Here is a 25658-nt window from a genome sequence, read left to right as displayed (position 1 = left end):
CGGTGGCCCGCCCCGAGGTCATCAACGATATCGTCGCCCGTTTCGGCAACCAGGTGCTGGTGCTCTCCCTTGATGCGCGACGATCACCGGATACGCCGTCGGGGTTTGAAGTCACCACCCATGGAGGACGCCGCGGGACCGGCATTGACGCGCTGGACTGGTGCCGGGAGGCCTCAGAACGCGGAGTGGGGGAGATCCTGCTCAACAGCATCGACGCCGATGGCACCAAAGAGGGCTTCGATACCGAGATGATCTCCGCGGTGCGCGCGGTGACCTCGGTGCCGTTGATCGCCTCTGGAGGAGCTGGCGAGCCGGCGCACTTCCCACCGGCTATTGCTGCCGGCGCCGATGCAGTACTGGCGGCATCGATGTTCCACTTTGGACCAGACGACATGATCGCCCAGGTCAAGGACGCTATCCGCGCCGCAGGGTACCCCGTGCGGTGAGTGCAGAAACCGATGAAAGTGCCGCAGTCATGAGCAGCTATCAGCTTCCCCAGGACCTCGCCCAGCAGGTGAGCTTCAACGAGGCCGGACTTGTTCCAGCTATCGCCCAGGATGTTTCCAGCGGTGTGGTGCTGATGATGGCGTGGATGAACGCCGAGGCGCTGGCTGCCACACTGGCCACTCGGCGGGGCACCTACTGGTCACGTTCGCGCCAGGAACTCTGGGTCAAAGGCGAAACCAGCGGACACGCCCAGACTGTGCGCTCGGTGCACCTGGACTGCGACGGCGACACTGTCCTCCTGCAGGTGGAACAGCGCGGTCCGGCCTGCCACACTGGTTCCGAAAGCTGCTTCACCGACCGCGAGATCATGCTGGAGAACTCAGCGGAAGGAAACAACCTGTGATGCACCAGCTCGGCGTCGTCATCCCCGCCCAGGACCAGTTCTTGAGCCTGGCCAAAGACCACCGGGTCATTCCTGTGTCCATGCGAATGCTGGCCGATAGTCACACCCCGTTGAGCATCTACCGGGCACTGGCTACTGAGGCTGACGGAACCGCGCGGCCGGGCAGCTTCCTGATGGAATCGGCGGCCCCCGGTGCGGCCTGGGACCGGCACAGTTTTATCGGGGTGAACTCCCTGGCCACACTTTCTGAACAGGACGGCCGTGCGCACTGGATCGGCCAGCCGCCAGCCGGGGCTCCCACTGAAGGAACCACCGCTGAGGTGCTGCGCGAGACCTTGAACTTCCTCACGGAGGGTTCGGCCACAGGCCGCGCTTTCACCGAGGAGCTGCCTCATCTGTCATCCGGCCTGGTTGGGTACGCCGGCTGGGATGTGGTGCGGCACTGGGAGAAGCTGCCGAACCCTCCTGCCGATGACCTGGGCCTGCCCGAGATGGCCATGAACCTGGTCTCAGACCTAGCCGTCCACGATAACCGCGATGGCACAGTGACCCTCATCGCTAACGCCATCAACCGCGACGGCCGCGAGACCGGGGCCGCTGAAGCCTATGCCGACGCCGTGGCCCGGTTGGAGACTATGCGCACTCAGCTGGCGGCGCCGGTCCAGCCCGGTCTTGCGCTCGCCCAGGAATCCTGGGCCGAGCAGGTGGAGCAGGATTTCCAGGAGAAGGTCATTCACACCTGGGATCAGGACGAGTACCTTGCGACTCTGGGCAATGCTAAGCAAGCGATCATCGACGGCGAGGTCTTTCAGATCGTCGTCTCCCGCAGGTTCGAGGTGGCCACCGATGTGGACGCCCTGGCGGTGTATCGGATGCTGCGGCTGCTCAACCCCAGCCCGTATATGTACCTGATGCATTTCCAGACCCCAGATGGTGAGCCATACGAGTTGGTTGGCGCCTCTCCGGAAGCACTCGTCACCGTGGAGGAGACCACCGGCGGCGAGCGAGTCGCCGTATCGCATCCGATTGCCGGCACCCGGCCCCGCGGTGCCACCCCGGCGGAGGATAGGGCGCTGGCCGAGGACCTGCTGGCTGATGAGAAGGAACGTGCGGAGCACATCATGCTGGTGGATCTGGCGCGCAATGATCTGGCGAAGGTATGCGTGCCCGGTTCAGTGGAGGTCACCCGCTTCATGGCGGTGGAGCACTTCAGCCACGTGATGCACCTGACCAGCCATGTCCAGGGAACTGTTGCGCCGTCGTCGTCGGCCTACGATGTGCTGGCCGCGACGTTCCCAGCCGGCACGCTCTCCGGGGCGCCCAAGCCTCGGGCGCTGCAGTTGCTTGATGAGTGGGAGCCCACCCGTCGTGGCATCTACGGGGGAGTGGTCGGCTACTTTGACCTGTCCGGGCGAATGGACGCCGCCATTGCGATCCGTTCTGCGGTGTTGAAGGATGGGCGCGCCTATGTCCAGTCTGGAGGCGGAATCGTAGCGGATTCTGACGACGACGCCGAGCGCCAGGAGACGGTGAATAAGGCCGCTGCTCCGCTGCGCGCTGTGCTGGCTGCAGCTCGGCTGCAGAATGTCCCGGACCAGACGGGTTTCCCCGCCGCCGGGAGTAGCGCTTTAGGTGTGAAGGCCGACGATAGGCGGCCAAGAGGCGAGCGGGGTTCCCCCGCCGCCGGGACTAGCACTGATAGGTTTCAGTCCTAATGGGACATCTTGCGTATTTCTTCCAGCGTCGCAACACGGTTCTGCTCATTCAGGCCGGTGCGATCCTGCTGCTGATCTCCACTGCTCTGACCTGGGTCGCAGTTGACGCCCCGGGGGTTCAGCCGGTTGAGCTCAGCGGTGCTGCCATGGCGCCTATCGTGCGTACCATCGGGATGCTGGCGGTGGTGGCAGGTGTGCTGATCACGCTCTTCCGCGGCTGGTTCCGGGGTGCTCTGGGCGCGGTGCTGCTCGGTGGCGGCATCATCGCTGGCATCGCAGTGATCCTTGCCATGGTGGATCCGGTAGCCGCAGCGTCGGCAGCCTCTGCTGTCAACGGTGCGGCGGAAGCGGAGTATAGCACCGGCGGTGCGCTGTGGGCCGGCCTTGTCGGCAGCCTCGCGCTGTTGGTCGGTTCACTGGCTGTGCTGCTGTTCTCGCAGAGCTGGGATGATGAGGCCCAGCCTGGCCGCGCTGCAGACCGGCGGGGGAGTGCCCGCTGATGAGCAACCGTCGCAATGCCGTGCTGCTGGCTCTGGCCGGTGCCGCACTCATGCTGATCTCGGTGACCATGACATGGGTGACCGCCGAGCAGCTGGGTGAGACCGCCTCGGTGCAGAGCATTGAGGTTCCCGGTTCTCAGGCCTCCGATATCGTCACCGCCATGGGGCTGGTTGCCCTGGCCGGTGCGCTGACCCTGACCATCGCCCGGCGGGCAGGCCGCTGGATTATTGCGCTGCTGCTCAGCGCCGCCGCGGCTGCGGCACTTTTTGACACCCTCCATGCAGTGGCTGATCCGGCTTCGGCCGCTGCGGTGGCCGTGGGTGAGGCCACTGGCATCACCACGACAGCAGGCAGCTACGAACTCGGTGCCGGTCCTTGGTTGGGCGTGGCAGGGGCGGTGCTGGTCCTGCTGGGTGCTCTGCTTGTTCTGCTCTTCTCCCACCGCTGGACTGATAAGCGCAGCTCCAAGAAGTACAGCCGCACCGCTTCGGTCGATGACGCTGAACCCGATGAATTTGACCTCTGGGATGGGCTCTCCCAGGGAGAAGACCCCACGGAGGAGAGACAGCAGTGAATATTGGGCGAATCGTGATTATCGGTGCCGGTGCGGTCGGTGCTGGCACCGCAGCGGAGTTAGCACTTCGGGATCGACCGCACCTGCTGGTCGGCCGCGGTGAGCAGATCCGTCACCTGACCGAGCGCGGACTGAAGTACCGCCGGCCCGAGGGCGTTCGTCAGGTTCAGCTCTCGACCTGCGATGGCATTGCGAACGCGCAGCTGCGTGCTGGTGATGTTCTGGTTATCGCTACTAAGACCCAGCATGTGGCGCAGGTTGCTGAGCAGTTGGCCTGGCAGCCGGTGGAAGGCGGCAGCACCGCCTCTGAGCTCCCCGTCCTTACCTTGCAGAACGGGATGGCAAGCGAGCCCATACTGCTGCGCTACTTTGCACATGTCTATGGCGGCTCAATCCTGATTCCTGCCAGCTACACCACTACCGGTGAGGTCATCTCTGGCGCCGCGCCCAAAATTGCCAGCTTCGTGATGGGCCGCGCACCACGGGGCCTGGATGAGACAGCCCAAGAGATCGCCGAGCATCTGCGCGAGATCGACTGGCTGGTGCAGCTGGATGAGAACGTCATCCGGTGGAAGGCCCTGAAGCTGCTGCACAGCGTGAAGAACGGCCTGGAACTGCTGGATCTCAGCAAAGAGCACTCTCAGCAGCTGGGGCATGCCCTGGTCCACGAAGCCAAGGAAACACTGTCCGCGGCGGCTATCCCGGTGGCAGAGAACTCCGAGCGCACCGAAGATATGTCCCTGTTCCAGGTGGATTCGTCCTCCGGCTATCAACCGGGGCAACAGTCCACGTGGCAGAGCTACGCCCGTGGCGCCAGTCCCGAGGTGGACTACCTCAACGGTGAGATCGTCCAGCTGGGTCGGCTGCATGCCGTCCCCACCCCGGTCAACGCCGCCCTGCAGCGTGTGCTGGGCGTGGCGTGGCTGCAGAGGCAGACTCCAGGGCAGATTGATGCCGGCCCCGTCCTGGCGGCGCTGCCGAAGACTGACTTCGACGCCGTGTAGTAGAAATCTGGCACAATTGGAGCCAGGCAACACCCCCGTAGTTTTTCCAGGAGAGGACAACCCAGATGGCCACCAGCCAGACCAAGGTGCGCGACGTCGAGCAGCAGCCCAGCGCCAGCGACGAGTTCATCCACTACGACCACATCGGTCACGGCTCCACTCCTGCCGCCTGGGCACTCTCCCTCACCATCATCGTGGCCTCCATCGTTGCCGGAATCGGCTTCGTCACCGAGATTTGGCTATTCGCCTGGATCGGTGCGGGCCTGGTCCCAGTGGCCGTCATCCTCGGCGTGGTCCTGAAGAAGATGGGCTACGGCGTGGAGATGGATGCCAAATCGGTGCTCAACCAGGGCGCTGACCCCCGCGAGCACGCTGGTCCTGCCATTCCTGACCACACCGAAGGCGGCGCAGACAAGCGTCGCCCCGAGTCGGGCCGCAGCTAAAAGCCGAATCCTCGATGACCACAGTCCTTGATTCCATCATTGAGGGGGTCCGCGAAGATCTCGCTCAGCGTCAGGCCCAGGTGCCGCTGGATCAGCTGATCCAGCAGGCTCAGGCTGCAGCGCCGCCCCTTGATGCATACGCCGCACTTGCTGGAGGGCGCGACGACGCCCAGGGTGTGCGCGTTATCGCCGAGGTCAAACGCTCCTCACCCTCCAAAGGCGCGCTCGCAGAGATCCCGGACCCCGCTGCCCTGGCTTCGGCCTACCAGGCCGGTGGCGCCAGCGTCATCTCTGTGCTCACTGAGCAGCGTCGCTTCCGCGGCAGCTTGGATGACCTTGCCGCGGTCCGGGCTGCTGTAGATATTCCGGTGCTTCGCAAGGATTTCATGGTCGATGAGTACCAGTTCTACGAGGCGCGTGCCTACGGTGCTGACCTGGTGCTGCTGATCGTGGCGGCCTTGGATGACGTCCAGCTGAAGAGGTTCTTACAGCTGACTCACGATCTGGGCATGAATGCCCTGGTTGAAGCCCACACTGAGGAGGAGATCGAACGCGCCAAGGCGCTCGGTGCAAAAATCGTGGGCGTCAACGTGCGCAACCTGAAGACCCTGGAGGTCGACGTCGCCCACTACTCGGCCATGGCGCGGCACCTGCCACAGGATGTCATCAGAATTGCTGAATCCGGTGTGGACGGCCCGGGTGTGGTCCTGGACTACGCCCGTCAAGGTGCCGACGCGGTGCTGGTGGGGGAGGCCCTGGTCAAACACGGCGATCCCACCACTGCCGTGCGCGATTTCCGGCAAGCCTCACTGGCTGCCGACGCAGACTAAATTTCAACGGACGCGCAGCCGGCCGTTGGTGACCCACCCTCATGAGGAGAGCGATGACTCAGAACCAGTTCCGCGAAGCGGAGGGCCCCTACTTCGGTGACTACGGCGGGCGCTGGATGCCGGAGTCCCTGGTCGCCGCCCTCGACGAGGTCGAGCGTGTCTTTCGTGAGGCCAAAGCTGACCCGGAGTTTGTGGACGAGTTCCAGCGGCTCTGCCGGGATTACACTGGCCGGCCCAGCCTGCTCACAGAGGTCCCGCGCTTCGCCGCGGAGGCCGGCAGCGCACGGATCTTCCTGAAGCGCGAAGACCTCAACCACACCGGCTCGCACAAGATCAACAATGTGCTCGGGCAGGCGCTGATTGCTAAGCGTCTGGGCAAGACCCGGCTGATCGCCGAAACCGGAGCCGGCCAGCACGGTGTAGCCACCGCCACCGCCGCGGCCCTGATGGGCATGGAGTGCGTGGTGTACATGGGTGCTGAGGACACTCGCCGCCAGGCCCTCAACGTGGCCCGGATGCGGCTGCTCGGTGCAGATGTGGTGCCGGTGGAGCACGGCGCTAAGACCCTGAAGGACGCGATCAACGAGGCCCTGCGTGACTGGGTGGCCACCGTGGAGAACACCCACTATGTCCTGGGCACCGTGGCCGGACCGCATCCCTTCCCGGAAATGGTGCGCTGGTTCCACCAGGTCATCGGTGAGGAGGCTCGCGCCCAGATCCTCCAGCAGGAAGGACGACTGCCCGACGCTGTCGTTGCCTGCGTAGGTGGCGGCTCCAACGCACTGGGTATCTTCCATGCCTTCCTCGATGACGAAGATGTTGCTCTCTACGGTTTTGAAGCAGGCGGTGAGGGTCTGGAATCCGGGCGCCATGCCTCGGCTATCACTCTGGGACGCTCCGGAGTGCTACATGGTGCCCGCAGTTACCTGATGCAGGATGAAGACGGGCAGACCGTGGACTCTCACTCGATCTCCGCGGGTCTGGACTATCCCTCCGTTGGCCCGGAGCACGCCTACCTCGCCGACGCCGGGCGCGTCAGCTACGAGCCGGTGACCGATGTCGAGTGCATGAACGCCTTTGAACGGCTCTGCCGCACTGAGGGCATCATTCCGGCCATCGAATCCGCCCACGCACTTGCCGGGGCCACCCGGCTGGCGCGCAGCTGGGGCGCTGAAGGGGAGGACCGCATCATCATCGTCAGCCTCTCCGGGCGTGGGGATAAAGATGTGGCCACCGCCGCTGAATGGTTCAAGCTGTTGCCCGGGCAGGAGAACGACCCTGCCCGGACCGTGGCGGGGGATGAAGACGAGAACGCCGGTCAGGCGCCCGAGACGGGAGTGCAGAGTTGAGCGAGCAAGCAGCCCCGACGCAGCCGCAGCCTGGAGATGAGCACATCATGAGCAAGACCGCAGCAGCCATCGACGCCGCCAAAGCCCAGGGTCGGTCCGCCTTCATCGGTTACCTGCCCGCCGGCTACCCGGATAAGGACACCTCCATCGCCGCCGCGATTGCCCTGGTGGAGAACGGAGCCGACGTCCTGGAGATCGGGATCCCGTACTCAGATCCGGTGATGGACGGTCCGGTGATCCAGCAGGCCACCACAGCGGTGCTGCAGCGTGGCTTTCGGATCGATGAGGTTTTCGAGATCGTCGAAGCCGTCACCGATGCCACCGGTGCCGCAGTACTGGTGATGACCTACTACAATATCATCGACCGCATGGGGGCCGATGAGTTCGCGCGTCGCCTGGCAGCCGCCGGTGGTGCAGGGGCGATCACTCCGGACTTGATCCCAGACGAGGCCGATGACTGGATCGCCGCCACCGAGAAGTACGGTCTGGACCGGGTCTTCCTCTCCGCCCCCACCTCCACCCCGCAGCGGGTGGCACGGATCGCCGAGCTTTCCCGCGGCTTCGTTTACGGGGTCTCGCTGATGGGCGTCACCGGAACCCGGGACGCTGTCTCCGACGTCGCCGAGTCAGTGGTGAAAGCCGCCAAGGGCGCCGGAGCTGAACGAGTATGTGTCGGCCTCGGAGTCTCCACCCGTGCCCACGTCGAAGAAATCGGCGCCTACGCTGATGGCGTGATCGTGGGCACCGCCTTGGTGGCAGCACTGCGCGACGGCGGCGCAGCTGCCGTGGGCCGATTGGCCGCCGAGCTCTCTGGACGGCCCTGAACCACACACCAGATAGCTGATAGGTTTCCCTCATGATCCTTGCTGGCTTCCCGCCGCCGCCTGCGCGCGGCATCGACCTGCCCGGTCCGTTCTTCCTGAACTTCTACACCCTGGTCATCATCCTCGGCGGTATCCTCGCCGTCGTCGTGGCCACCCGCCTGTGGAAGTCCCGCGGGGGCAATGGCGACGACGTCTTCTCCGCAACCTCCTGGGCGGTGATCCTGGGCATCATCGGTGCGCGGATCTACCACGTGATCAGCTCCCCAGATGCCTACTTCGGCGAAGGCGGAGATGCGCTGCGGGCACTGCGCGTGTGGGAGGGTGGCCTGAGCATCATCGGCGCAGTGGCCGCTGGTGCCTTGGGCATCTGGATCGCCTGCCGCCGCTACGGCATGAAATTCGGTGCACTGGCTGATGCGGTGGTGCCCGGTGTGATTCTGGCTCAGGCGATTGGGCGATGGGGCAACTGGTTCAACCAGGAGCTCTTCGGTCGCACCACTGAGCTCCCCTGGGGTCTGCGGATCGACCTGGAGCAGGCCAGCCAGGCACCACTGAACACCTCTGAAAGCACGCTGTTCCACCCCACCTTCCTCTACGAATCCATCTGGAACCTGCTGGGCTTTGTGGCGCTGCTGTGGCTCTTCCGTCGCTTCCAGTTCAAGCAGGGACTGCTGACCTGGACCTATGTGGCCTACTACGCGCTGGGCCGATTCTGGATCGAGTCGCTGCGCATTGATGAGCCCACCAAATCCACCCAGTACCCGCTGCGGGAGCTGCTGGGTCTTGACTGGCGACTGAACCAGATCGTCATGTTCGTGATCTTCGTGGTGGCTATTGCAGTGCTGCTCTACCTGTGGGCCCGTCGCCCGCGCACCCCGGAGGCCTTGGCAGAAGAGCTGGAAATCTACCGTCCTGACTCTGAAGCGCGTACTGGCGCGGACGAGGGTGCCGGCGAGGTCGCTGTGGAGGCTTCGGAGGAGAGTGCAGCGGACCAGGCTGACAGTGCCGAGGCGGTGGAGACTCCGGAGGAATCCACACGTCCACGCACTGAGACCTGAGCCGTTCTATTTGCCTCAGCTCACACTCGCGCGCAAGATAGACCTGATCACCCAATGAAGGGTCTCTACCTAAGCGTGCCCACAGAATCGCACCCAAATTCTGGCTCTCGCTTTGAAGCGCCCACCCGAAGCGCCACTGTGATGCCGCCTGTGTGAAGCACAGCGCGGCGTCCTATAGGCAGGGGAGCACCCCTGGCCTTTCCAATGCCCGCTGCGGAGGAAGGAACACCGCTATGTCCGCTGATCAGGTCATCAGCCCGTACCAGCGCTTCGCCGCTTTCCCTGAGAAGGCCGGCCTCTACGATCCTGCCAATGAGCACGAGAACTGCGGCATGGCCGCAGTGGCCACACTGCGCGGTGAGCCAGGGCATGACATTGTTGACCACGCACTCGTAGCGCTGCGCAATGTGGAGCACCGCGGTGCCGTCGGCGGAGATGTCGGCACCGGAGATGGGGCGGGTATCCTCACTCAGATTCCGGATGAGTTCTTCCGTGCGGTCACCGAGTTCGAGCTCCCCGCTAAGGGACAGTACGCAGCTGGCACCGCCTTCCTCCCGAAGGAAGACACCGAGCGTGCTGACATGGTCGCCGCTTTCGAGGAGATGGCCGCGGATCAGGGGCTCCAGGTGCTGGGCTGGCGTGATGTCCCGGTGGATTCCTCCATGATCGGCAGCCTGGCCCGTGACGCGATGCCCTTCTTCAAACAGGTGTTCCTCGCAATGGCGGACCAGGATTCCGCGGAGTTCCAGGAGTCAGCACCGGGGAATCTGGATCAGCGTGCCTGGAGGCTGCGCAAGCGCGCTCAGGTGCGGCTGGGCATCTATTTCCCCTCGCTCTCCAGCCGGACCATCACCTATAAGGGCATGCTGACCACCGCTCAGTTGGAGCCCTTCTATCCGGATCTGGCCGATGAGCGCTATAAGTCCACACTGGCGATCGTGCACTCGCGGTTCTCCACCAATACTTTCCCCTCCTGGCCGTTGGCTCAGCCGCTGCGTCATATTGCCCACAACGGCGAGATCAACACCGTCAAGGGCAACCGCAACTGGATGCGTGCCCGGCAGGCTGTGATGGCCGGGGAGGTTCTCGGTGATGACCCTGAGTACCTGTTCCCCATCTGCACCCCGGGCGCCAGCGACTCCACCAGCTTCGATGAGGCTGCAGAGCTGCTGATGCTCGCCGGCCGTCCGCTGGCCCAGGCGATGCGCATGATGATCCCAGAAGCCTGGGAGAACAATAAGACGATGGACCCGAACCTGCGGGCCTTCTACGAGTACCACGCAATGCTCATGGAGGCCTGGGACGGTCCGGCGGCTATGGCCTTCACCGACGGCACGCAGCTGGGTGCCGTGCTGGACCGCAACGGGCTGCGTCCGGCCCGCTACTGGGTCACCGACGATGGCCTGGTCATCCTCTCCTCCGAGGTTGGCGTGGTGGAGGTGGAACCCTCCAAGGTGGTCCGCAAGGGCCGAGTGGCCCCGGGCATGATGTTCCTGTGCGACACCGCAGAGGGCCGCATCATCGAAGACGATGAAATCAAGGCAGACTTCGCCTCCAAGGAGCCCTGGCAGGACTGGGTCAAGGACAATCTGGTCCGCTTGGAAGATCTCCCGGAGCGGCTGCATGTACGCCACCCTTCCGGCTCTGTCCGGCTGCGCCAGCAGACCTTCGGCTACACCCATGAGGAACTGAAGACCCTGGTGGGCCCCATGGCTGCCACTGGCGCCGAACCACTTGGCGCTATGGGCACCGATACCCCCATTGCTGTGCTCGCCGAGCGCCCACGGCTGCTCTTCGACTATTTCGTGCAGACCTTCGCTCAAGTCACTAACCCGCCGCTGGATGCCATCCGTGAGGAACTGGTGACCTCCTTGGGGCTGCATATTGGGCCCAAGGGCAACCTGCTGGCCAGCTCCCAGGTGAAGACCCAGCAGATCGCTCTGGACTTCCCCGTGCTCAACAATGACCAGCTGGCCAAAATCGCCAATGTCCGCAACGACGACGGGCAGAAGGCCACACTGCGCATTCGGGGACTCTTCCGGGTGGGCTCCACCGAAGAAGAGTTCCGCCAGCGCATCCGGACCCTGTGCGAGCAGGTATCCGCGGCGGTGAACCGCGGCGTCGGCTACATCATCATCTCCGACCGCGACTCCAACGCGCAGTGGGCACCTATCCCTTCACTGCTGCTGCTTTCGGCCATCCACCACCACCTGCTGAAGTCCGCCAACCGGACCAAGGCCTCACTGATCGTGGAGGCCGGCGATGTCCGTGAAGTCCACCATGTGGCCTGCCTGATCGGCTACGGTGCTGCCGCGGTCAACCCCTACCTGGCCATGGAGTCAGCCGAGGACATGGTCCGCCGAGGTGAGATCACCAACGTCACCGAGGAACAGGCGGTGGGCAACCTCATCACTGCTCTTGGCAAGGGCGTGTTGAAGATCATGTCCAAGATGGGTATCTCCACGGTCACCTCATACTGCGGTGCGCAGACCTTCGAAGCAGTGGGTCTGGCTCAGAACGTGGTGGACCAGTACTTCTCCGGCACCCACTCACCGATGGGTGGGGTCGGCATCAATGTCATCAAAGAGGAGGCCCTGGCCCGCCATGCCAAGGCCTACCCTGCTGATGGCAATGATCTGGGCCGCGGTGATGAGCTGGAGGTCGGTGGCGAATACCAGTGGCGCCGTGAAGGCCCGCCGCATCTCTTCAACCCCGAGACGGTGTTCAAACTCCAGCACGCTTCGCGGACTCGCCGGTACGACATCTTCAAGCAGTACACCAAGGCCGTGGACGACCAGTCCAAGGCTCTGATGACACTGCGCGGGCTGTTCAAGCTCAAAGGCAGCCGACCGGCGGTGCCCATTAGCGAAGTGGAGCCGGTCAGCGAGATCGTCAAGCGCTTCAACACTGGAGCTATGAGCTACGGCTCCATCTCCCAGGAAGCCCATGAGACGTTGGCCATTGCCATGAATAAGCTCGGCGGCCGCTCCAACACCGGTGAAGGCGGCGAGCACCCTGAGCGTCTGATGGACCCTGAACGGCGCAGCGCGATCAAGCAGATCGCTTCCGGCCGGTTCGGCGTCACCAGCCAGTACCTCACCCACGCCGATGATCTGCAGATCAAGATGGCGCAGGGGGCCAAGCCCGGTGAGGGCGGCCAGCTCATGGGCAAGAAGGTCTACCCCTGGGTGGCGGAGACCCGGCACTCGACTCCTGGTGTTTCGTTGGTATCTCCTCCGCCGCACCACGACATTTACTCCATCGAGGACCTCAAGCAGCTCATCTATGACCTCAAGCGTGCCAATACCGGCGCTCGGGTGCATGTGAAGCTGGTGTCCCTACACGGTGTGGGCACTGTGGCAGCAGGCGTGGCCAAGGCCAGCGCCGACGTCGTGCTCATCTCCGGACACGACGGTGGTACCGGTGCCTCCCCGCTGAACTCGCTCAAGCACGCCGGCACCCCTTGGGAACTGGGACTCGCCGAGGCGCAGCAGACCCTGATGCTCAACGGCCTGCGCGAACGCGTCACCGTGCAGGTGGACGGTCAGCTCAAGACAGGACGCGATGTGGTGATTGCGGCACTGCTGGGGGCCGAGGAATACGGCTTCGCCACCAGCGCGCTGGTGGTCTCCGGCTGCATCATGATGCGGGTCTGCCACTTGGACACCTGCCCGGTGGGTGTGGCCACCCAGAACCCGGTGCTGCGCGAGCGCTTCACCGGCAAGGCCGAGCATGTGGTGAACTTCTTCGAGTTCGTCGCCCAGGAAGTGCGGGAATACCTCGCCGAACTCGGCTTCCGCAGCCTGGACGAAGCCATCGGCCATATCGAGGCCCTGAATATGGACGATGCCAAACGGCACTGGAAGACCGAAGGCTTAAGCCTGGATGCTGTGCTGACCGGCTGGGATCCGCTGGATGAAACCACCGCGGCTATGCTGCGGCGGACCTCCGAGCAGGACCACGAGCTGGAGAAGCACTTCGACGTCGCGCTCATTGAACAGGCGCAGTCAGCCATCCGCGAGGGACAGCATGTGCGGATCTCCTCCAGCGTGGTCAACACTGACCGCGCCGTAGGCACCATGCTCGGCCATGAGGTGACCAAGGCTCTGGGCCTGAAGACCCTGGAGAACAACACCATCGAGCTGGACCTCGACGGTCACGCGGGGCAGTCCCTGGGCGCTTTCCTCCCGCACGGGATCACCATCCGGCTCGACGGCGACGCCAACGACTATGTGGGCAAGGGCCTCTCCGGTGGCCGGATCATCATCCGCCCCCATACCCGCGCGCCGCTGGTGGCCGAGGACAATGTCATCGCCGGTAACGTCATCGGCTACGGCGCCACCGCAGGAGAGATGTTCCTGCGCGGACAGGTCGGCGAGCGTTTCCTGGTGCGCAACTCCGGCGCCACTGCTGTGGCCGAAGGAATCGGCGATCATGGCTGCGAGTACATGACCGGTGGTCAGACCCTGATCCTGGGCCCCACCGGGCGGAACTTCGGAGCAGGGATGTCCGGCGGCACTGCCTTTGTGCTGGACTTCGACGAGCGCCAGCTCAACGACCACGCGGCTGCCCGTGGCGACCTGCTGCTGCTCTCCCCGGATGAGGAAGACCAGCAGATCATCCTGGACCTGCTCCGCCGCCATGTGGAGGAGACCGGATCCGAGGTTGCTCAGCGACTGCTGGCCAACCCGGAAGAGACGATGGCCAGGATCACCAAGATCCTGCCGCGAGACTATGACGCAGTGCTGCGCGCCCGCGCCGAGGCCCTGGACGAAGGTCTGGATCCCAATGGCGATGACGCATGGCAGAAGATTCTGGAGGTGACCCGTGGCTGATCCACGCGGATTCCTGAAGCACCCACACCGCCGTCCCCGCCCCTCGCGGCCGGTTCCGGTGCGCCTGATGGACTTCAAAGAGGTCTATGAGCGCCAGCAGAAGGGCACCACCCAGGCCCAGGCCTCGCGCTGCATGGACTGCGGCATTCCCTTCTGCCACACCGGTTGCCCGCTGGGGAACCTCATCCCTGAGTGGAACGACCTGATCTGGCGTGATCAGTGGGAAGAGGCCTCCCGACGGCTGCATATGACCAATAACTTCCCCGAGTTCACCGGGCGGGTCTGCCCGGCACCTTGTGAGAGCTCATGTGTGCTGGGGATCAATCAGCCTGCGGTGACCATCAAGCAGTCCGAGGTGGAGATTGCCGATGAGGCACTTGAGCGTGGCTATGTGGAACCAGTCCCGCCGCAGCGGCTCACCGGCAAGACCGTGGCAGTGGTCGGCTCCGGCCCAGCCGGCCTGGCTGCCGCCCAGCAGCTGACCCGCGCAGGCCACACGGTGGCTGTCTACGAGCGCGATGACCGTCTCGGCGGTCTGCTGCGCTACGGCATTCCGGACTTCAAAATGGAGAAGCAGCTGGTGGACTTCCGCATCCAGCAGATGGAAGCAGAAGGCACTCGCTTCTACGCCTCCACCGAGGTCGGCACTGACATCACATGGGATGCCCTGCGGGACTCCTACGACGCCGTCATCGTAGCCACCGGTGCCATGGTGCCGCGTGATCTGCCCATTCCCGGCAGGGGCCTCAACGGCATCCACTTCGCCATGGACTATCTGGTGCAGTCCAATAAGGCCGTGGCTGGTGATGACGTGCCGGACCAGATCCACGCCCAGGGTAAGAAGGTTGTGGTGCTCGGCGGCGGCGATACCGGCGCAGACTGCATCGGCACTGCCCACCGACACGGGGCGGTCTCGGTGACCACCCTGGCGATCGGTAAGGAGCTCCCCAGCGAACGCACCGAAGAAGAGCCGTGGCCTATCGATCCGCGGATCCTGGAAATTTCCAGCGCCGATGAAGAGGGCGGGGAGCGCCGCTGGCTGGCCTCCACCGTGGAGTTCCTCGGTGACGAGAACGGCAATGTCCGCGCCCTCCGGGTGGCCGAGACCGAATACAACCCCGATGGCACGCGTACGCCCAAACCCGGCACCGAACAGGACATCGAAGCTGACCTGGTGCTGCTGGCGCTGGGCTTCACCGGTGCCGAGCCGCAGACTCTGACCAATCAGCTGGGCATCGAGTTCACCAACCGCGGCGTGATCGGACGGTCCGAGGACTACCAGACCAATATTGAAGGGGTCTTCAGCGTCGGCGACGCTGGACGCGGAGCCTCCCTGGTGGTCTGGGCGATCGCCGAGGGACGGGCAGTGGCGAAGGAAGTTGATGAGTTCCTCGAGGGCTCTTCGCGGCTTCCCGCCCCGGTTCGCCCCAGCGACCGCGCCATCAGCCTGCAGGGTTAGTCCCACGGGGCCGTCCACGCCGCGCGCGGTTCTGGACTGTGTGCGGCGTGTACTGCCCCAGGTGTTCTGGGTCACCCATTTGGGTATAGGCTCGTATGGTCACTGGTCCAGCGTCGCACCAGGATTGACGAAGAAGCTTGAAGTTAATCCGACAACGACAAAGGTGAGGCATGAGACACGCCAAGATCGTCGCAACATTCGGCCCAGCAACGGCCGGCTACGAGAAGACCCGGGAGCTGATCGAGGCCGGGGTCGACGTCGTCCGCGTCAATATGAGCCACGGCGACTACTCCGTGCACGAGGAGACCTACAACACCGTGCGCGAGGTGGCTAAGGATATGCGCCAGGCGGTGGCGATCTTCGCCGACCTGCAGGGTCCCAAGATCCGTTTGGGCCGATTCATTGACGGGCCGCATTACCTGGAGGTCGGTGACCGGTTCACCATCACCACCGAGGACATTCAGGGCACCAAGGAGCGCTGCTCCACCACGTTGAAGACCCTGCCCCAGGACGTTGAAGTGGGGGACAGCCTGCTGATCGACGACGGCAAAGTCTCCCTGCGCGCCTTGGAAGTCACTGACACTGACGTGGTCACCGAAGTGATCGTGCCTGGAAACGTCTCCAACAACAAGGGCATCAACCTGCCCGGTGTGGCCGTCTCAGTTCCCGCTCTCAGCGAGAAGGACGAGGATGACCTGCGCTGGGCACTGCGCACCGGCTTCGACATGATCGCGCTGTCCTTTGTCCGCGACGCCGCAGACATCGAGGCAGTCCATCGCATTATGGACGAAGAAGGCCGGCGCGTGCCGGTGATTGCCAAGCTGGAGAAGCCGCAGGCAGTTGACGCGCTGCAGGACGTCATTGATGCCTTCGACGCCATCATGGTGGCCCGCGGAGACCTCGGTGTCGAGCTTCCGCTGGAAGAAGTTCCTGTGGTGCAGAAGCGCGCGGTGGAACTTGCCCGCCGCTGGGCTAAGCCTGTCATCGTGGCCACCCAGGTGCTGGAGTCCATGATCGACAACCCGCGTCCCACCCGTGCAGAGGCCTCAGACTGCGCCAACGCTGTGCTCGACGGCGCCGACGCGGTCATGCTTTCCGGTGAGACCTCTGTGGGTAAGTACCCGGTGAAGACCGTGGAAACTATGGCCAAGATCATCGAGACCACTGAAGCCAAGGGCCTGACCCGCATCCCAGAGCTGGGTACCCGGCCGAAGACTCGCGGTGGTGCCATCACTCGCGCCGCCAAGGAGATGGCAGAACAGCTGGATGTGCCCTACCTGGCCACATTCACCCGCTCTGGCGACTCTGCTCGGCGGCTTTCCCGGCTGCGCCCTAAGCAGCCGATCTTCGCCTTCACCCACGTGGAGCACACTCACAACATTCTGTGCCTGAGCTGGGGCGTGCAGCCCCGCTGGGTGGAGTTCGCCTCCCACACCGACCGGATGACTGCCCAGGTGGAGCGACAGCTTCTTGAAGAAGGCATCGCCGATGTGGGCGACCTGGTGGTCATCGCCGCGGGTTCCCCTCCAGGACAGGCTGGCACCACCAATATGGTCAAGGTTCACCGTCTCGGTGACCTGCCAGATGGGGGAGTCGACCTCGAGGCCTTGCGCCGCGGTGACGCCGATGCGTTGCCCACCAAGGAGCCGGTGGGACCATGGCCCTCGCGCAGCGCAGCCAGTGCCGCCAGTGCGCTTTCAGCGCACTCGGCGCTGTAAGTAACGCAACACGGAAAAAGTCCGGGCGAGCGTGTCCAGCCGAGCCTGCAGTTTTAGGTAGACTGTAGCGGCTGGTCGGTCGCCCGGCCCGCGCCCGAATGGCGGAATTGGTAGACGCGCCGCACTCAAAATGCGGTACCTCTGGTGTGTGGGTTCGAGTCCCACTTCGGGCACATTTCTTAGGGATTTTCTGCCGAGCGGCCGCGTGGAAGAACTGACCCTGTTGGCCGTAGCGGCTGTGCTGATTATTGTGGCCGCCACACTCTTTGCGTAGAAGCACGGCATCGCAGCCCCCGTTCTACTGGTGATCATCGGCATTGGATGCAGCTTCATCCCCGGTACCCCTGAGGTGCTGGTGGAACCGGAGTGGATTCTCATGGTGGTGCTGCCACCGATCCTCTGATTCGGCCTCAGTTAACGTGCCGATCACCGGCGCGAACTCCCAGCGGCGCTTCTGGAGGTCGAACAGGCAGTGATCCTGGATGCGCGGGCCGCAGGCACCTACAGTGCGCATACCTTGGAGAAGGCCCAGCACTTCATCGACGCTCATGCCACCAGGCCCTGAAGCGCAGTACTTCACGGACTCAGGCAACACCACAGACATAGGTAAGATGACTGGGTTGACCACAAGCGACGGAATGCGGTGATGTGACGGGAATGTCTGATTCAGTACTTTCCCGGGCGCTGCTCACCCTGACTGACGAAGCCACACTCCAGGCCGCACACGCCATGGTGGAATCTGACAGCGTCTTCCTCGTCAGCGATGAGACCCAGGACGGGCTGCAGCGCATCGAGGCAGTGGTGGCCTCAGCGGAGACCGGCAAATGGTACGAGCGCCCAGTGGTGGAGACCTGGCTGGACGACGACGGCACCGGCCAGATGCACATCACCTGCAGCTGCGGTGCGGCCCCGGGCTGTGTTCACGCCGCTGCAACTATCCTGGCCTCTGGGGACGCGGTAGTGGCCGGCCTCCCCGGCTACCGCCGAGCACGAGAAACGCCGGTGGTAGAAATCAGCGCAGCGGAGACCACTGAACTGGCCCCCGGAACCCCTGCAGAAACCGACGGCGACGTAAGCGCCGCGGACGAGACCGGGCCGGAACTGCAGCTGAACAGCTCCAACGCCACTGGTGATTGGTTCGACCTGAAGGTCACCGTGACCATCGAGGGCGAAGAGGTCAATTTTGCTGATCTGTTCGCCGCCCTCAGCCGGAACGAATCGATCTTCGTGCTGCCCTCTGGCACCTATTTCCCGCTGGATTCTCCTGAGCTGGACCAGCTGCGCAGTATCATCGAGGAAGCCGCTTCGCTCAATGATCAGCCCAGCGGCTCCGGACTGCGGTTAAGCCGATACCAGTCGGACCTATGGGAGCAGCTGGGCGATCTCGGCGTCGTCGCACAGCGGGAGCACCAGTGGTGGGAGAGCCTGCGTCAGCTCTCTGACGACGCCACGCTTCAGCTGCGCAAGCCACCTGCGGGCCTTCACGCCACGCTGCGGGACTATCAAGTGTATGGCTATTCCTGGCTGCGCTTCCTCTACGAACACCGGCTCGGTGGCATCCTGGCTGACGAAATGGGCCTGGGCAAAACCCTGCAGACGCTGGCGATGATCCAGTCGGTGCGGGAGGACGCCGCACCCAAGGACGCTGCACCCAAGGGCACTGCGCTCAATGAGACCGCCCCCGAGGAGGCTGCCCCCGAGGGTGCTGCACCGTTCTTGATCCTGGCACCCACCTCCGTGGTGGGCAATTGGAAGGCCGAAGCACACCGCTTCACGCCGTCGTTGGAGGTAGTTGTCATCTCCGAGACGGCGCAGAAGAGCGGCGAGCCGCTGGCCCAGCAGGTTCAGGGCGCGGACATCGTGATCACCAGCTACGCGCTGTTCCGGTTGGAGGAGGAACGCTACCGGGAGCTGGACTGGGCGGGCCTGATCCTGGATGAGGCGCAGATGATCAAGAACCATGCCTCCCGCGGTCACCGTGCTGCCCGGGGTCTGAATACGCCATTTACCCTGGCCATCACCGGCACACCGCTGGAGAACAACCTCATGGAGCTCTGGGCGCTGGCCGCACTGACCTGTCCGGGACTGCTGGGCAGGCGGGAGCGTTTCATCCAGACGTATCAGAACCCCATCGAGAAAGACCGCGATGCTGGACGGCTGGCCACGCTGCGCCGTCGACTGCGTCCTTTCCTGCTGCGGCGAACCAAGGAAGCGGTGGCCACGGAGCTTCCTCCGAAGCAGGAGCAGGTCTTGAGCCTCGAACTCCATCCGGACCACCGTGAGCTTTACGACCGCAGACTCCAGCGCGAACGGGCGAAAATCCTGGGGCTGGTGGAGAACGTGAGCACCAACCGGTTCGAGATCTTCCGATCCCTGACTACTCTGCGGCAGCTGGCCCTGGACGCTGAACTCGCCGGGGAGGGCACTGCCCCTTCGGTCAAACTCGAGGCCCTGGGTGAGCTGCTGGAAGAGGTCACCGCCGAAGGGCACCGGGTGCTGGTGCTCAGTCAGTTCACCAGGTTCTTGAAGAAGGCTCGCGCCACCGCAGATGAACGCGGGATCGCCTCGGCTTACCTGGACGGGGCCACCGCCAAGCGACAGGACCAGATCGATGCTTTCCGGGCAGGGGAGCGGGAGGTCTTCTTCATCTCGCTGAAGGCCGGTGGTTTTGGCCTGAACCTGGTGGAGGCCGACTACGTGATCCTGCTGGACCCTTGGTGGAACCCGGCAGCCGAGGCCCAGGCCATCGATCGGGCACATCGCATTGGGCAGACCCGATCAGTCATGGTCTACCGGCTTATCGCTGCAAATACCATCGAGTCCAAGGTGATGGCCTTGCAGAAGTCCAAGCACGAGCTGTTCTCCCGGGTGTTGGAGGACAGCGACGCCGCCGCACCAGTGCAGCTCAGCGCAGACGACATCCGACAGCTGCTGCAGTAGATCACACTGGCCGGTACTCAGCTGCCCGTAAAGTCCGGGGCGGTACCCTTATTTTCAGAGCAACTGGCGCGGGGCAGGTCCCGCCCCTAGACCCTTAAGCATGAAGGAGCCCCGTGACAGAGCAGACTGAAGCCGGCACCGCCCCGGCCCAGCACCAGCCCCGCCGGGTGCTGGTGGCAGAGGACGAGACGCTGATCCGACTCGATATCGTCGAAATCCTCACCGGCGCCGGGTACGAGGTTGTCGGAGAGGCCGACAACGGCGAGAAGGCCGTGGAGCTGGCCCGTGAGAGCGAACCGGATCTGGTGGTCATGGACGTGAAAATGCCGGTGATGGATGGGATCACCGCGGCCAAGACCATTGCCGAGGAGCGCATCGCCCCGGTGGTGATGCTCACCGCTTTCTCCCAGCGCGACCTTGTGGAGTCAGCGCGGGAGGCCGGAGCGATGGCCTATGTGGTCAAACCCTTCAGCGAGAACGACCTGATTCCTGCCATCGAGGTGGCAGCCGCACGCTTTGATGAGATCCGCGCCCTTGAGGAGGAAGTCTCCTCGCTGGCGGAGAAGTTCGAGACCCGCAAACTGGTGGACCGCGCGAAGTCGCTGCTGACTACCAAGATGGGGCTCTCCGAACCGGAGGCCTTCCGCTGGATCCAGAAGACCTCGATGGATCGTCGGCTGACCATGCGCGAAGTCGCAGACACCGTCATCGACCAGATGGGTTAGCCTCTCGGGCACCGCGCAGGGCGGCCTTGCAGGCGGCTCTGGCGGCCTCAGCGCTCTGGGCTGCGCCGGGGTGCACAGACTTTTGTTGTTCCATCGAACACAAGGTCTTGTGAACTAGGGCGCACTATGGAACCTGGTGAGTGAGACAAGAAATTCCGCGTGGTGAGACGACGTCGCCATCAGAAGGCAAAGGGGCTCGGGGCCGGAGTACCATCAGTACCATGTCGCAGAGCACCCAGAACCCTGCCGCTGAGCAGGACCCGCAGCAGACCGAAGCTCCTCGCTTCACCCCGCCCACACCGGTCACCGGGCCCTCCATTCCAGAGAAGCCACGCAGCTGGCAGGTCACTGACGGGTACACCCGGGCACCTGCCCGCGGCATGCTGCGGGCCGTGGGTATGGGGGATGACGACTTCAAGAAGGCCCAGATCGGCATCGCCAGCTCCTGGAATGAGATCACCCCCTGCAATCTTTCCCTGGACCGGTTGGCCAAGGCGTCGAAGGAGGGTGTGCACGCCGGAGGCGGCTACCCCCTGGAGTTCGGCACTATCTCTGTCTCCGATGGCATCTCCATGGGCCACGAGGGCATGCACTACTCGCTGGTCTCCCGCGAAGTCATCGCCGACTCGGTGGAAACCGTGATGCAGGCTGAGCGACTGGACGGTTCGGTCCTGCTGGCCGGCTGTGACAAGTCACTGCCTGGCATGCTGATGGCTGCCGCTCGGCTCGATGTCAGCTCGGTCTTCCTCTACGCCGGCTCCATCATGCCCGGCATCGCCCGCTTCTCCGATGGTACGGAGAAGGAAGTCACACTCATCGACGCCTTCGAAGGTGTGGGCGCCTGCGCACGCGGCACCATCAGCGAGGCGGACCTCGATGTGATCGAACGTGCCATCTGCCCCGGCGAAGGCGCCTGCGGCGGTATGTACACCGCCAACACCATGGCGTGCATCGGTGAGGCGCTGGGGCTCTCACTGCCCGGCTCCGCCGCCCCACCCTCGGCCGACCGCCGCCGCGACTACTACGCCCACAAGTCAGGTGAGGCTGTCGTGGAGCTGCTGCGCAAGGGCATCACCACCCGCGACATCCTCACCAAGAAGGCCTTCGAAAACGCCATCGCAGTGACCATGGCATTCGGCGGCTCCACCAACGCGGTGCTCCATCTGCTGGCCATCGCCCGTGAGGCCGAGGTGGACCTGACGCTGGATGACTTCAACCGCATCGGCGACCGAGTCCCGCACCTGGGAGACCTGAAGCCCTTCGGCCAGCATGTGATGGCAGATGTGGACAAGGTCGGCGGTGTGCCCGTGGTGATGCGTGCTCTGCTGGATGCCGGCCTCATCCACGGCGACGTGCTGACAGTGACCGGCAAGACCGTGGCCGAGAACCTCGAAGCCATCAACCCACCGGATATTGACGGCAAGATCATCCGCACCCTGGATAACCCCATGCACCACAACGGCGGCATCGCGGTTCTGTGCGGCTCTCTTGCTCCTGAGGGTGCGGTGGTGAAGTCTGCGGGCTTCGATGCCGAGGTCTTCGAAGGTACTGCGCGGGTATTCGAACGCGAGCAGGCAGCGCTGAAAGCCTTGGAAGAGGGCCGGATCAAGGCCGGCGACGTCGTCGTCATCCGTTACGAAGGTCCCAAGGGCGGACCTGGTATGCGCGAAATGCTGGCCATCACCGGTGCGATCAAGGGTGCTGGCCTGGGCAAGGACGTGCTGCTGATTACCGACGGGCGCTTCTCCGGGGGCACCACTGGTCTGTGCATCGGCCATATCGCGCCGGAAGCGGTCGACGGCGGGCCTATCGCCTATATCGCTGACGGCGACACGATCCGCGTGGACATCGCTTCCCGCAGCATCGAGCTGGAGGTTGAGGAGTCCGTGCTGGCTCAGCGCCGGGCGGATCCGGCCTGGAAGCCGCTGCCGCCGTTTGTCACCACCGGCGTGCTGGGCAAATACGCCAAGCTCGTACGGTCTGCGGCAGAGGGCGCGTACTGCGGCTGACGCCACTCGGCTGCGCGGCAGGACTGTGCTGTTGGTCAATGCAGAACGACCCCAGGATATCGATCCGTCCAAAATATGAGACGCCAAATTCCCGGAATTGACACACATCACACCCGGGGCAAGGATGGTCATATGCGCCAGAAGCTAGTAGTAGTACTCGTCATTACCCCCGCCGGGGTGTGAACGAGCTGCTCATGCGCCGACGCTAAGCACCGTCCAACCCCGGCAGAAGGGTCCACAGGGACTCCTCGGAGCCGGGGTTTCGTCTGTGTGGGGCCCGATGACTTTAAGGCAGGACACCATGACTTGGATGAGGGAAGAAGAGATGAGCACTGCCCCAGCAGAACACGCTGACCCTGCAGCCAGCCTGCGCAACAGCCTGGATCGACATGGCCGTATTACCACCGCTGACCAGCGCCTCTACGGCCCTGGGCGCGTGATAGCCCCGGAGCAGGTCACCGGCAGCCAGGCCATCATTCGCAGCCTGGAGGAGCTGGGGGTCACCGATGTCTTCGGCATTCCGGGCGGAGCCATCCTGCCCACCTACGATCCGTTGATGGACTCCACCCAGATCAACCACATCCTGGTCCGGCACGAACAGGGCGGCGGACATGCAGCCCAGGGCTACGCCATGGCCACCGGAAAAGTGGGCGTCTGCTTCGCCACCTCGGGCCCCGGAGCCACTAATCTGGTGACCCCGCTGGCTGATGCCCATATGGACTCTGTCCCCATGGTCGCCATCACCGGACAGGTCAATGCCCAGGTCATCGGAACTGATGCATTCCAGGAAGCCGATATCGTCGGGATCTCCACACCGATCACTAAGCACGCCTTCTTGGTGACCGACGCCGACCAGATTCCCCAGGTCATGGCAGAGGCCTTCCACATCGCCTCCTCGGGACGCCCGGGTCCGGTGCTGGTGGACATCACCAAATCCGCGCAGACCGCGCAGACCACCTTCTCCTGGCCGCCGAAGATCGGGCTCAACGGCTATAAGCCCGTGACCCGCGGCCATGCCAAACAGGTCCGTGAGGCAGCAAAGCTCATCCAGTCCAGCTCCCGTCCGGTCTTCTACATCGGTGGCGGTCTGATCAAAGCCGAAGCCTCCGAGGAGTTCATCAGCCTGGCCGAAACTGTGGGTGCCCCGGTGGTCAACACGCTGATGGCACGCGGGGCTTTCCCCGATTCCCACCCGCAGAACGTGGGTATGCCCGGGATGCACGGAACGGTCTCCGCTGTGGCCGCGCTGCAGCAGGCTGATCTGCTGATCACCCTCGGCGCCCGCTTCGACGACCGGGTCACCGGTCAGCTGGAGACCTTCGCCCCAGGTGCCAAGGTCATCCACGCCGATATCGACCCTGCAGAGATCTCCAAGAACCGGCTGGCAGATGTGCCGATCGTCGGGTCGCTGAAGGAGATCGTGCCGGAGCTGCGCAGCGCCGTCGAGGACGTTTTCGCCACACAGGGCCAGCCAGACCTCGCAGCATGGTGGAAGCAGCTGGACCGGCTGCGCGAGACTTACCCGCTGGGATGGACTGAGCCTGAAGACGGCAAAATCGCCCCGCAGAAAGTCATCCAGAAGATCGGTGAGGCTGCCGGGTCAGAAGCCATCTATGCCGCAGGCGTGGGACAGCATCAGATGTGGGCTGCCCAGTTCATCACCTACGACCGGCCCCGCCAGTGGCTGAACTCCGGAGGCCTGGGCACTATGGGCTATTCGGTGCCAGCAGCGATGGGCGCAGCCGTGGGCAGCCCGGAACGAGTTGTCTGGGCCATCGACGGCGACGGCTGCTTCCAGATGACCAACCAGGAACTGGCCACCTGCGCCATCAACAACATTCCGATCAAAGTCGCCGTCATCAACAACTCATCCCTGGGCATGGTCCGCCAGTGGCAGACCCTGTTCTATGAGTCCCGCTACTCCAACACCCACCTGAATACGGCAGTCAGCGCCGACGGTAACGATGTGGTGCGCATCCCGGACTTCGTCAAACTGGCCGAGGCATATGGCTGTGTGGGGCTGCGCTGCGAGCGCGAAGAGGACATCGATGCGGTGATCGCTGAAGCCATGGAGATCAACGATCGTCCCGTGGTCATCGATTTTGTCGTCTCCCGGGACTCCATGGTCTGGCCCATGGTGCCCGCCGGCGTCTCCAATAGCGCCATCCAGGTGGCTCGCAATATGACTCCCGAGTGGGATGAGGAGGACTGAGACCATGAGCGCTCTGAAGAACAACGTCAAAGCCCAGGCGACCGATGAAGCCGTCTCCCGCCGCACACTGTCGGTGCTGGTGGAAGACGTCCCCGGCGTGCTCTCCAAGGTGTCGGGGCTCTTCGCCCGCCGCGCCTTCAACATCCACTCGCTGGCCGTGGGGCCCTCCGAAATCGAAGGCCTGAGCCGGATCACCGTAGTGGTCGATGCCGACACCACGCTGCTTGAGCAGATCACCAAACAGCTGAACAAGCTCATCAACGTCATCAAGATCATTGAGCTTGAGCCGGGCAACTCGGTGCAGCGTGAACATCTGCTCATCAAGGTCCGCGCTGATGCCGCAGCACGGCTGCAGGTCACCCAGGCGGTGGAGCTGTTTCGGGCCAAGATCGTTGATGTGTCGGTGGACTCACTGACCGTTGAAGCCACCGGTGCCGCCGATAAGCTCGACGCCCTGCTCAGCGTGCTGGAGCCCTTCGGGGTCCGTGAGATCGTACGTTCGGGAACCCTGGCGATCTCCCGCGGCTCCAAATCCATGACGGAGAAAGCTCTCTCCGGCAAAGCGCTGCGCTAGCGCCCTCACTCTTGAAGACTACTGACCAAAAACCCAAC

Annotated in this window: 20 protein-coding genes and 1 tRNA gene; 20 read left to right on the top strand and 1 reads right to left on the bottom strand. The window is 63.9% G+C overall.

Going from position 1 to position 25658, the window contains the following annotated elements; genetic code table 11:
- The 15 genes from TX78_RS14075 to TX78_RS01265 form a co-directional block, all read left to right on the top strand.
- On the top strand, positions 1 to 446 hold a 446-nt coding region (locus TX78_RS14075; RefSeq protein WP_044492939.1), incomplete at its 5' end, for a HisA/HisF-related TIM barrel protein.
- A 29-nt stretch (positions 447 to 475) separates the two neighbouring features.
- Positions 476 to 850 carry a phosphoribosyl-AMP cyclohydrolase gene (gene hisI / locus TX78_RS01330; protein WP_044493503.1) on the top strand — a complete coding sequence of 125 codons (375 nt, stop codon included), beginning with the start codon at positions 476 to 478 and terminating at the stop codon, positions 848 to 850.
- A complete protein-coding gene (trpE, locus tag TX78_RS01325) occupies positions 850 to 2565 on the top strand; it encodes an anthranilate synthase component I (RefSeq protein WP_081652474.1) in 1716 nt (571 codons plus the stop codon). Before hisI ends, trpE begins: the two co-directional genes overlap by 1 nt.
- On the top strand, positions 2565 to 3065 hold the full coding sequence (locus tag TX78_RS12410; protein WP_049897280.1) for a Trp biosynthesis-associated membrane protein: 501 nt from the start codon (positions 2565 to 2567) through the stop codon (positions 3063 to 3065). The genes trpE and TX78_RS12410 overlap by 1 nt, the downstream gene beginning before the upstream one ends.
- Entirely contained in the window at positions 3065 to 3640 is a 576-nt protein-coding gene (locus TX78_RS01315) for a Trp biosynthesis-associated membrane protein (RefSeq protein WP_049897278.1), read from the top strand. Before TX78_RS12410 ends, TX78_RS01315 begins: the two co-directional genes overlap by 1 nt.
- Positions 3637 to 4644, top strand: a complete 1008-nt coding sequence (locus tag TX78_RS01310; protein ID WP_049897276.1) for a ketopantoate reductase family protein — start codon at positions 3637 to 3639, stop codon at positions 4642 to 4644. Before TX78_RS01315 ends, TX78_RS01310 begins: the two co-directional genes overlap by 4 nt.
- A gap of 65 nt (positions 4645 to 4709) precedes the next feature.
- The gene (locus TX78_RS12405) at positions 4710 to 5087 is read left to right on the top strand and encodes an HGxxPAAW family protein (RefSeq protein ID WP_049897274.1); all 378 of its coding nucleotides are present in this window, start codon (positions 4710 to 4712) and stop codon (positions 5085 to 5087) included.
- 14 nt (positions 5088 to 5101) lie between these two features.
- Positions 5102 to 5917 (top strand): indole-3-glycerol phosphate synthase TrpC, encoded by an 816-nt coding sequence (gene trpC, locus TX78_RS01300; protein WP_044492937.1) that lies wholly within the window; start codon positions 5102 to 5104, stop codon positions 5915 to 5917.
- A 53-nt stretch (positions 5918 to 5970) separates the two neighbouring features.
- Entirely contained in the window at positions 5971 to 7266 is a 1296-nt protein-coding gene (gene trpB, locus TX78_RS01295) for a tryptophan synthase subunit beta (protein WP_081652473.1), read from the top strand.
- A gap of 47 nt (positions 7267 to 7313) precedes the next feature.
- Entirely contained in the window at positions 7314 to 8090 is a 777-nt protein-coding gene (trpA, locus tag TX78_RS01290) for a tryptophan synthase subunit alpha (RefSeq protein WP_044492933.1), read from the top strand.
- 32 nt (positions 8091 to 8122) lie between these two features.
- Positions 8123 to 9148, top strand: coding sequence for a prolipoprotein diacylglyceryl transferase (gene lgt, locus TX78_RS01285; RefSeq protein WP_049897272.1), 1026 nt, complete (start codon positions 8123 to 8125; stop codon positions 9146 to 9148).
- A 233-nt stretch (positions 9149 to 9381) separates the two neighbouring features.
- Positions 9382 to 13983: a glutamate synthase large subunit gene (gene gltB / locus TX78_RS01280; protein WP_044492931.1), complete on the top strand. Its 4602-nt coding sequence runs from the start codon at positions 9382 to 9384 to the stop codon at positions 13981 to 13983.
- Entirely contained in the window at positions 13976 to 15442 is a 1467-nt protein-coding gene (locus TX78_RS01275) for a glutamate synthase subunit beta (RefSeq protein ID WP_044492930.1), read from the top strand. The genes gltB and TX78_RS01275 overlap by 8 nt, the downstream gene beginning before the upstream one ends.
- A 170-nt stretch (positions 15443 to 15612) precedes the next feature.
- Positions 15613 to 17160 (top strand): pyruvate kinase, encoded by a 1548-nt coding sequence (gene pyk, locus TX78_RS01270; protein ID WP_044492929.1) that lies wholly within the window; start codon positions 15613 to 15615, stop codon positions 17158 to 17160.
- A gap of 92 nt (positions 17161 to 17252) precedes the next feature.
- Positions 17253 to 17333, top strand: a tRNA-Leu gene (locus TX78_RS01265).
- 125 nt (positions 17334 to 17458) lie between these two features.
- On the opposite strand, the gene TX78_RS01260 is transcribed toward TX78_RS01265, so the two are convergent.
- Complete coding sequence (locus TX78_RS01260; protein WP_044492927.1) at positions 17459 to 17710, bottom strand: hypothetical protein; 252 nt, start codon at positions 17708 to 17710, stop codon at positions 17459 to 17461.
- 107 nt (positions 17711 to 17817) lie between these two features.
- Between TX78_RS01260 and TX78_RS01255 the strand changes: the two genes are divergently transcribed.
- The 5 genes from TX78_RS01255 (at position 17818) to ilvN (ending at position 25620) form a co-directional block, all read left to right on the top strand.
- Positions 17818 to 20100, top strand: coding sequence for a DEAD/DEAH box helicase (locus TX78_RS01255; protein WP_049897271.1), 2283 nt, complete (start codon positions 17818 to 17820; stop codon positions 20098 to 20100).
- 113 nt (positions 20101 to 20213) lie between these two features.
- A complete protein-coding gene (locus TX78_RS01250) occupies positions 20214 to 20825 on the top strand; it encodes an ANTAR domain-containing response regulator (RefSeq protein WP_044492926.1) in 612 nt (203 codons plus the stop codon).
- Positions 20826 to 21046: 221 nt separating this feature from the next.
- Entirely contained in the window at positions 21047 to 22834 is a 1788-nt protein-coding gene (ilvD, locus tag TX78_RS01245) for a dihydroxy-acid dehydratase (RefSeq protein WP_081652472.1), read from the top strand.
- Between the two features lie 325 nt (positions 22835 to 23159).
- A complete protein-coding gene (locus tag TX78_RS01240; RefSeq protein ID WP_233722111.1) occupies positions 23160 to 25046 on the top strand; it encodes an acetolactate synthase large subunit in 1887 nt (628 codons plus the stop codon).
- A 4-nt stretch (positions 25047 to 25050) separates the two neighbouring features.
- A complete protein-coding gene (gene ilvN / locus TX78_RS01235; RefSeq protein WP_044492922.1) occupies positions 25051 to 25620 on the top strand; it encodes an acetolactate synthase small subunit in 570 nt (189 codons plus the stop codon).
- The last annotated feature ends 38 nt before the right edge of the window (positions 25621 to 25658 follow it).

This window comes from Nesterenkonia massiliensis (genome assembly GCF_000455245.1).
Classification (GTDB): domain Bacteria; phylum Actinomycetota; class Actinomycetes; order Actinomycetales; family Micrococcaceae; genus Nesterenkonia; species Nesterenkonia rhizosphaerae.
The sequence above is the reverse complement of the archived record's forward strand: the minus strand, read 5'-3'. Positions and strand labels throughout refer to the sequence as shown.

What these genes read in the sequence shown, in the direction of transcription:
- trpC (WP_044492937.1), top strand. Translation starts at nt 5,102, where the DNA reads ATGACCACAGTCCTTGATTCCATCATTGAGGGGGTCCGCGAAGATCTC.
- ilvN (WP_044492922.1), top strand. Translation starts at nt 25,051, where the DNA reads ATGAGCGCTCTGAAGAACAACGTCAAAGCCCAGGCGACCGATGAAGCC.
- hisI (WP_044493503.1), top strand. Translation starts at nt 476, where the DNA reads ATGAGCAGCTATCAGCTTCCCCAGGACCTCGCCCAGCAGGTGAGCTTC.
- trpE (WP_081652474.1), top strand. Translation starts at nt 850, where the DNA reads ATGCACCAGCTCGGCGTCGTCATCCCCGCCCAGGACCAGTTCTTGAGC.
- TX78_RS01260 (WP_044492927.1), bottom strand. Translation starts at nt 17,710, where the DNA reads ATGAGCGTCGATGAAGTGCTGGGCCTTCTCCAAGGTATGCGCACTGTA.
- trpA (WP_044492933.1), top strand. Translation starts at nt 7,314, where the DNA reads ATGAGCAAGACCGCAGCAGCCATCGACGCCGCCAAAGCCCAGGGTCGG.
- TX78_RS01315 (WP_049897278.1), top strand. Translation starts at nt 3,065, where the DNA reads ATGAGCAACCGTCGCAATGCCGTGCTGCTGGCTCTGGCCGGTGCCGCA.
- TX78_RS01255 (WP_049897271.1), top strand. Translation starts at nt 17,818, where the DNA reads ATGTCTGATTCAGTACTTTCCCGGGCGCTGCTCACCCTGACTGACGAA.
- lgt (WP_049897272.1), top strand. Translation starts at nt 8,123, where the DNA reads ATGATCCTTGCTGGCTTCCCGCCGCCGCCTGCGCGCGGCATCGACCTG.
- pyk (WP_044492929.1), top strand. Translation starts at nt 15,613, where the DNA reads ATGAGACACGCCAAGATCGTCGCAACATTCGGCCCAGCAACGGCCGGC.
- TX78_RS12405 (WP_049897274.1), top strand. Translation starts at nt 4,710, where the DNA reads ATGGCCACCAGCCAGACCAAGGTGCGCGACGTCGAGCAGCAGCCCAGC.
- trpB (WP_081652473.1), top strand. Translation starts at nt 5,971, where the DNA reads ATGACTCAGAACCAGTTCCGCGAAGCGGAGGGCCCCTACTTCGGTGAC.
- ilvD (WP_081652472.1), top strand. Translation starts at nt 21,047, where the DNA reads ATGTCGCAGAGCACCCAGAACCCTGCCGCTGAGCAGGACCCGCAGCAG.
- TX78_RS01240 (WP_233722111.1), top strand. Translation starts at nt 23,160, where the DNA reads ATGAGCACTGCCCCAGCAGAACACGCTGACCCTGCAGCCAGCCTGCGC.
- TX78_RS12410 (WP_049897280.1), top strand. Translation starts at nt 2,565, where the DNA reads ATGGGACATCTTGCGTATTTCTTCCAGCGTCGCAACACGGTTCTGCTC.
- gltB (WP_044492931.1), top strand. Translation starts at nt 9,382, where the DNA reads ATGTCCGCTGATCAGGTCATCAGCCCGTACCAGCGCTTCGCCGCTTTC.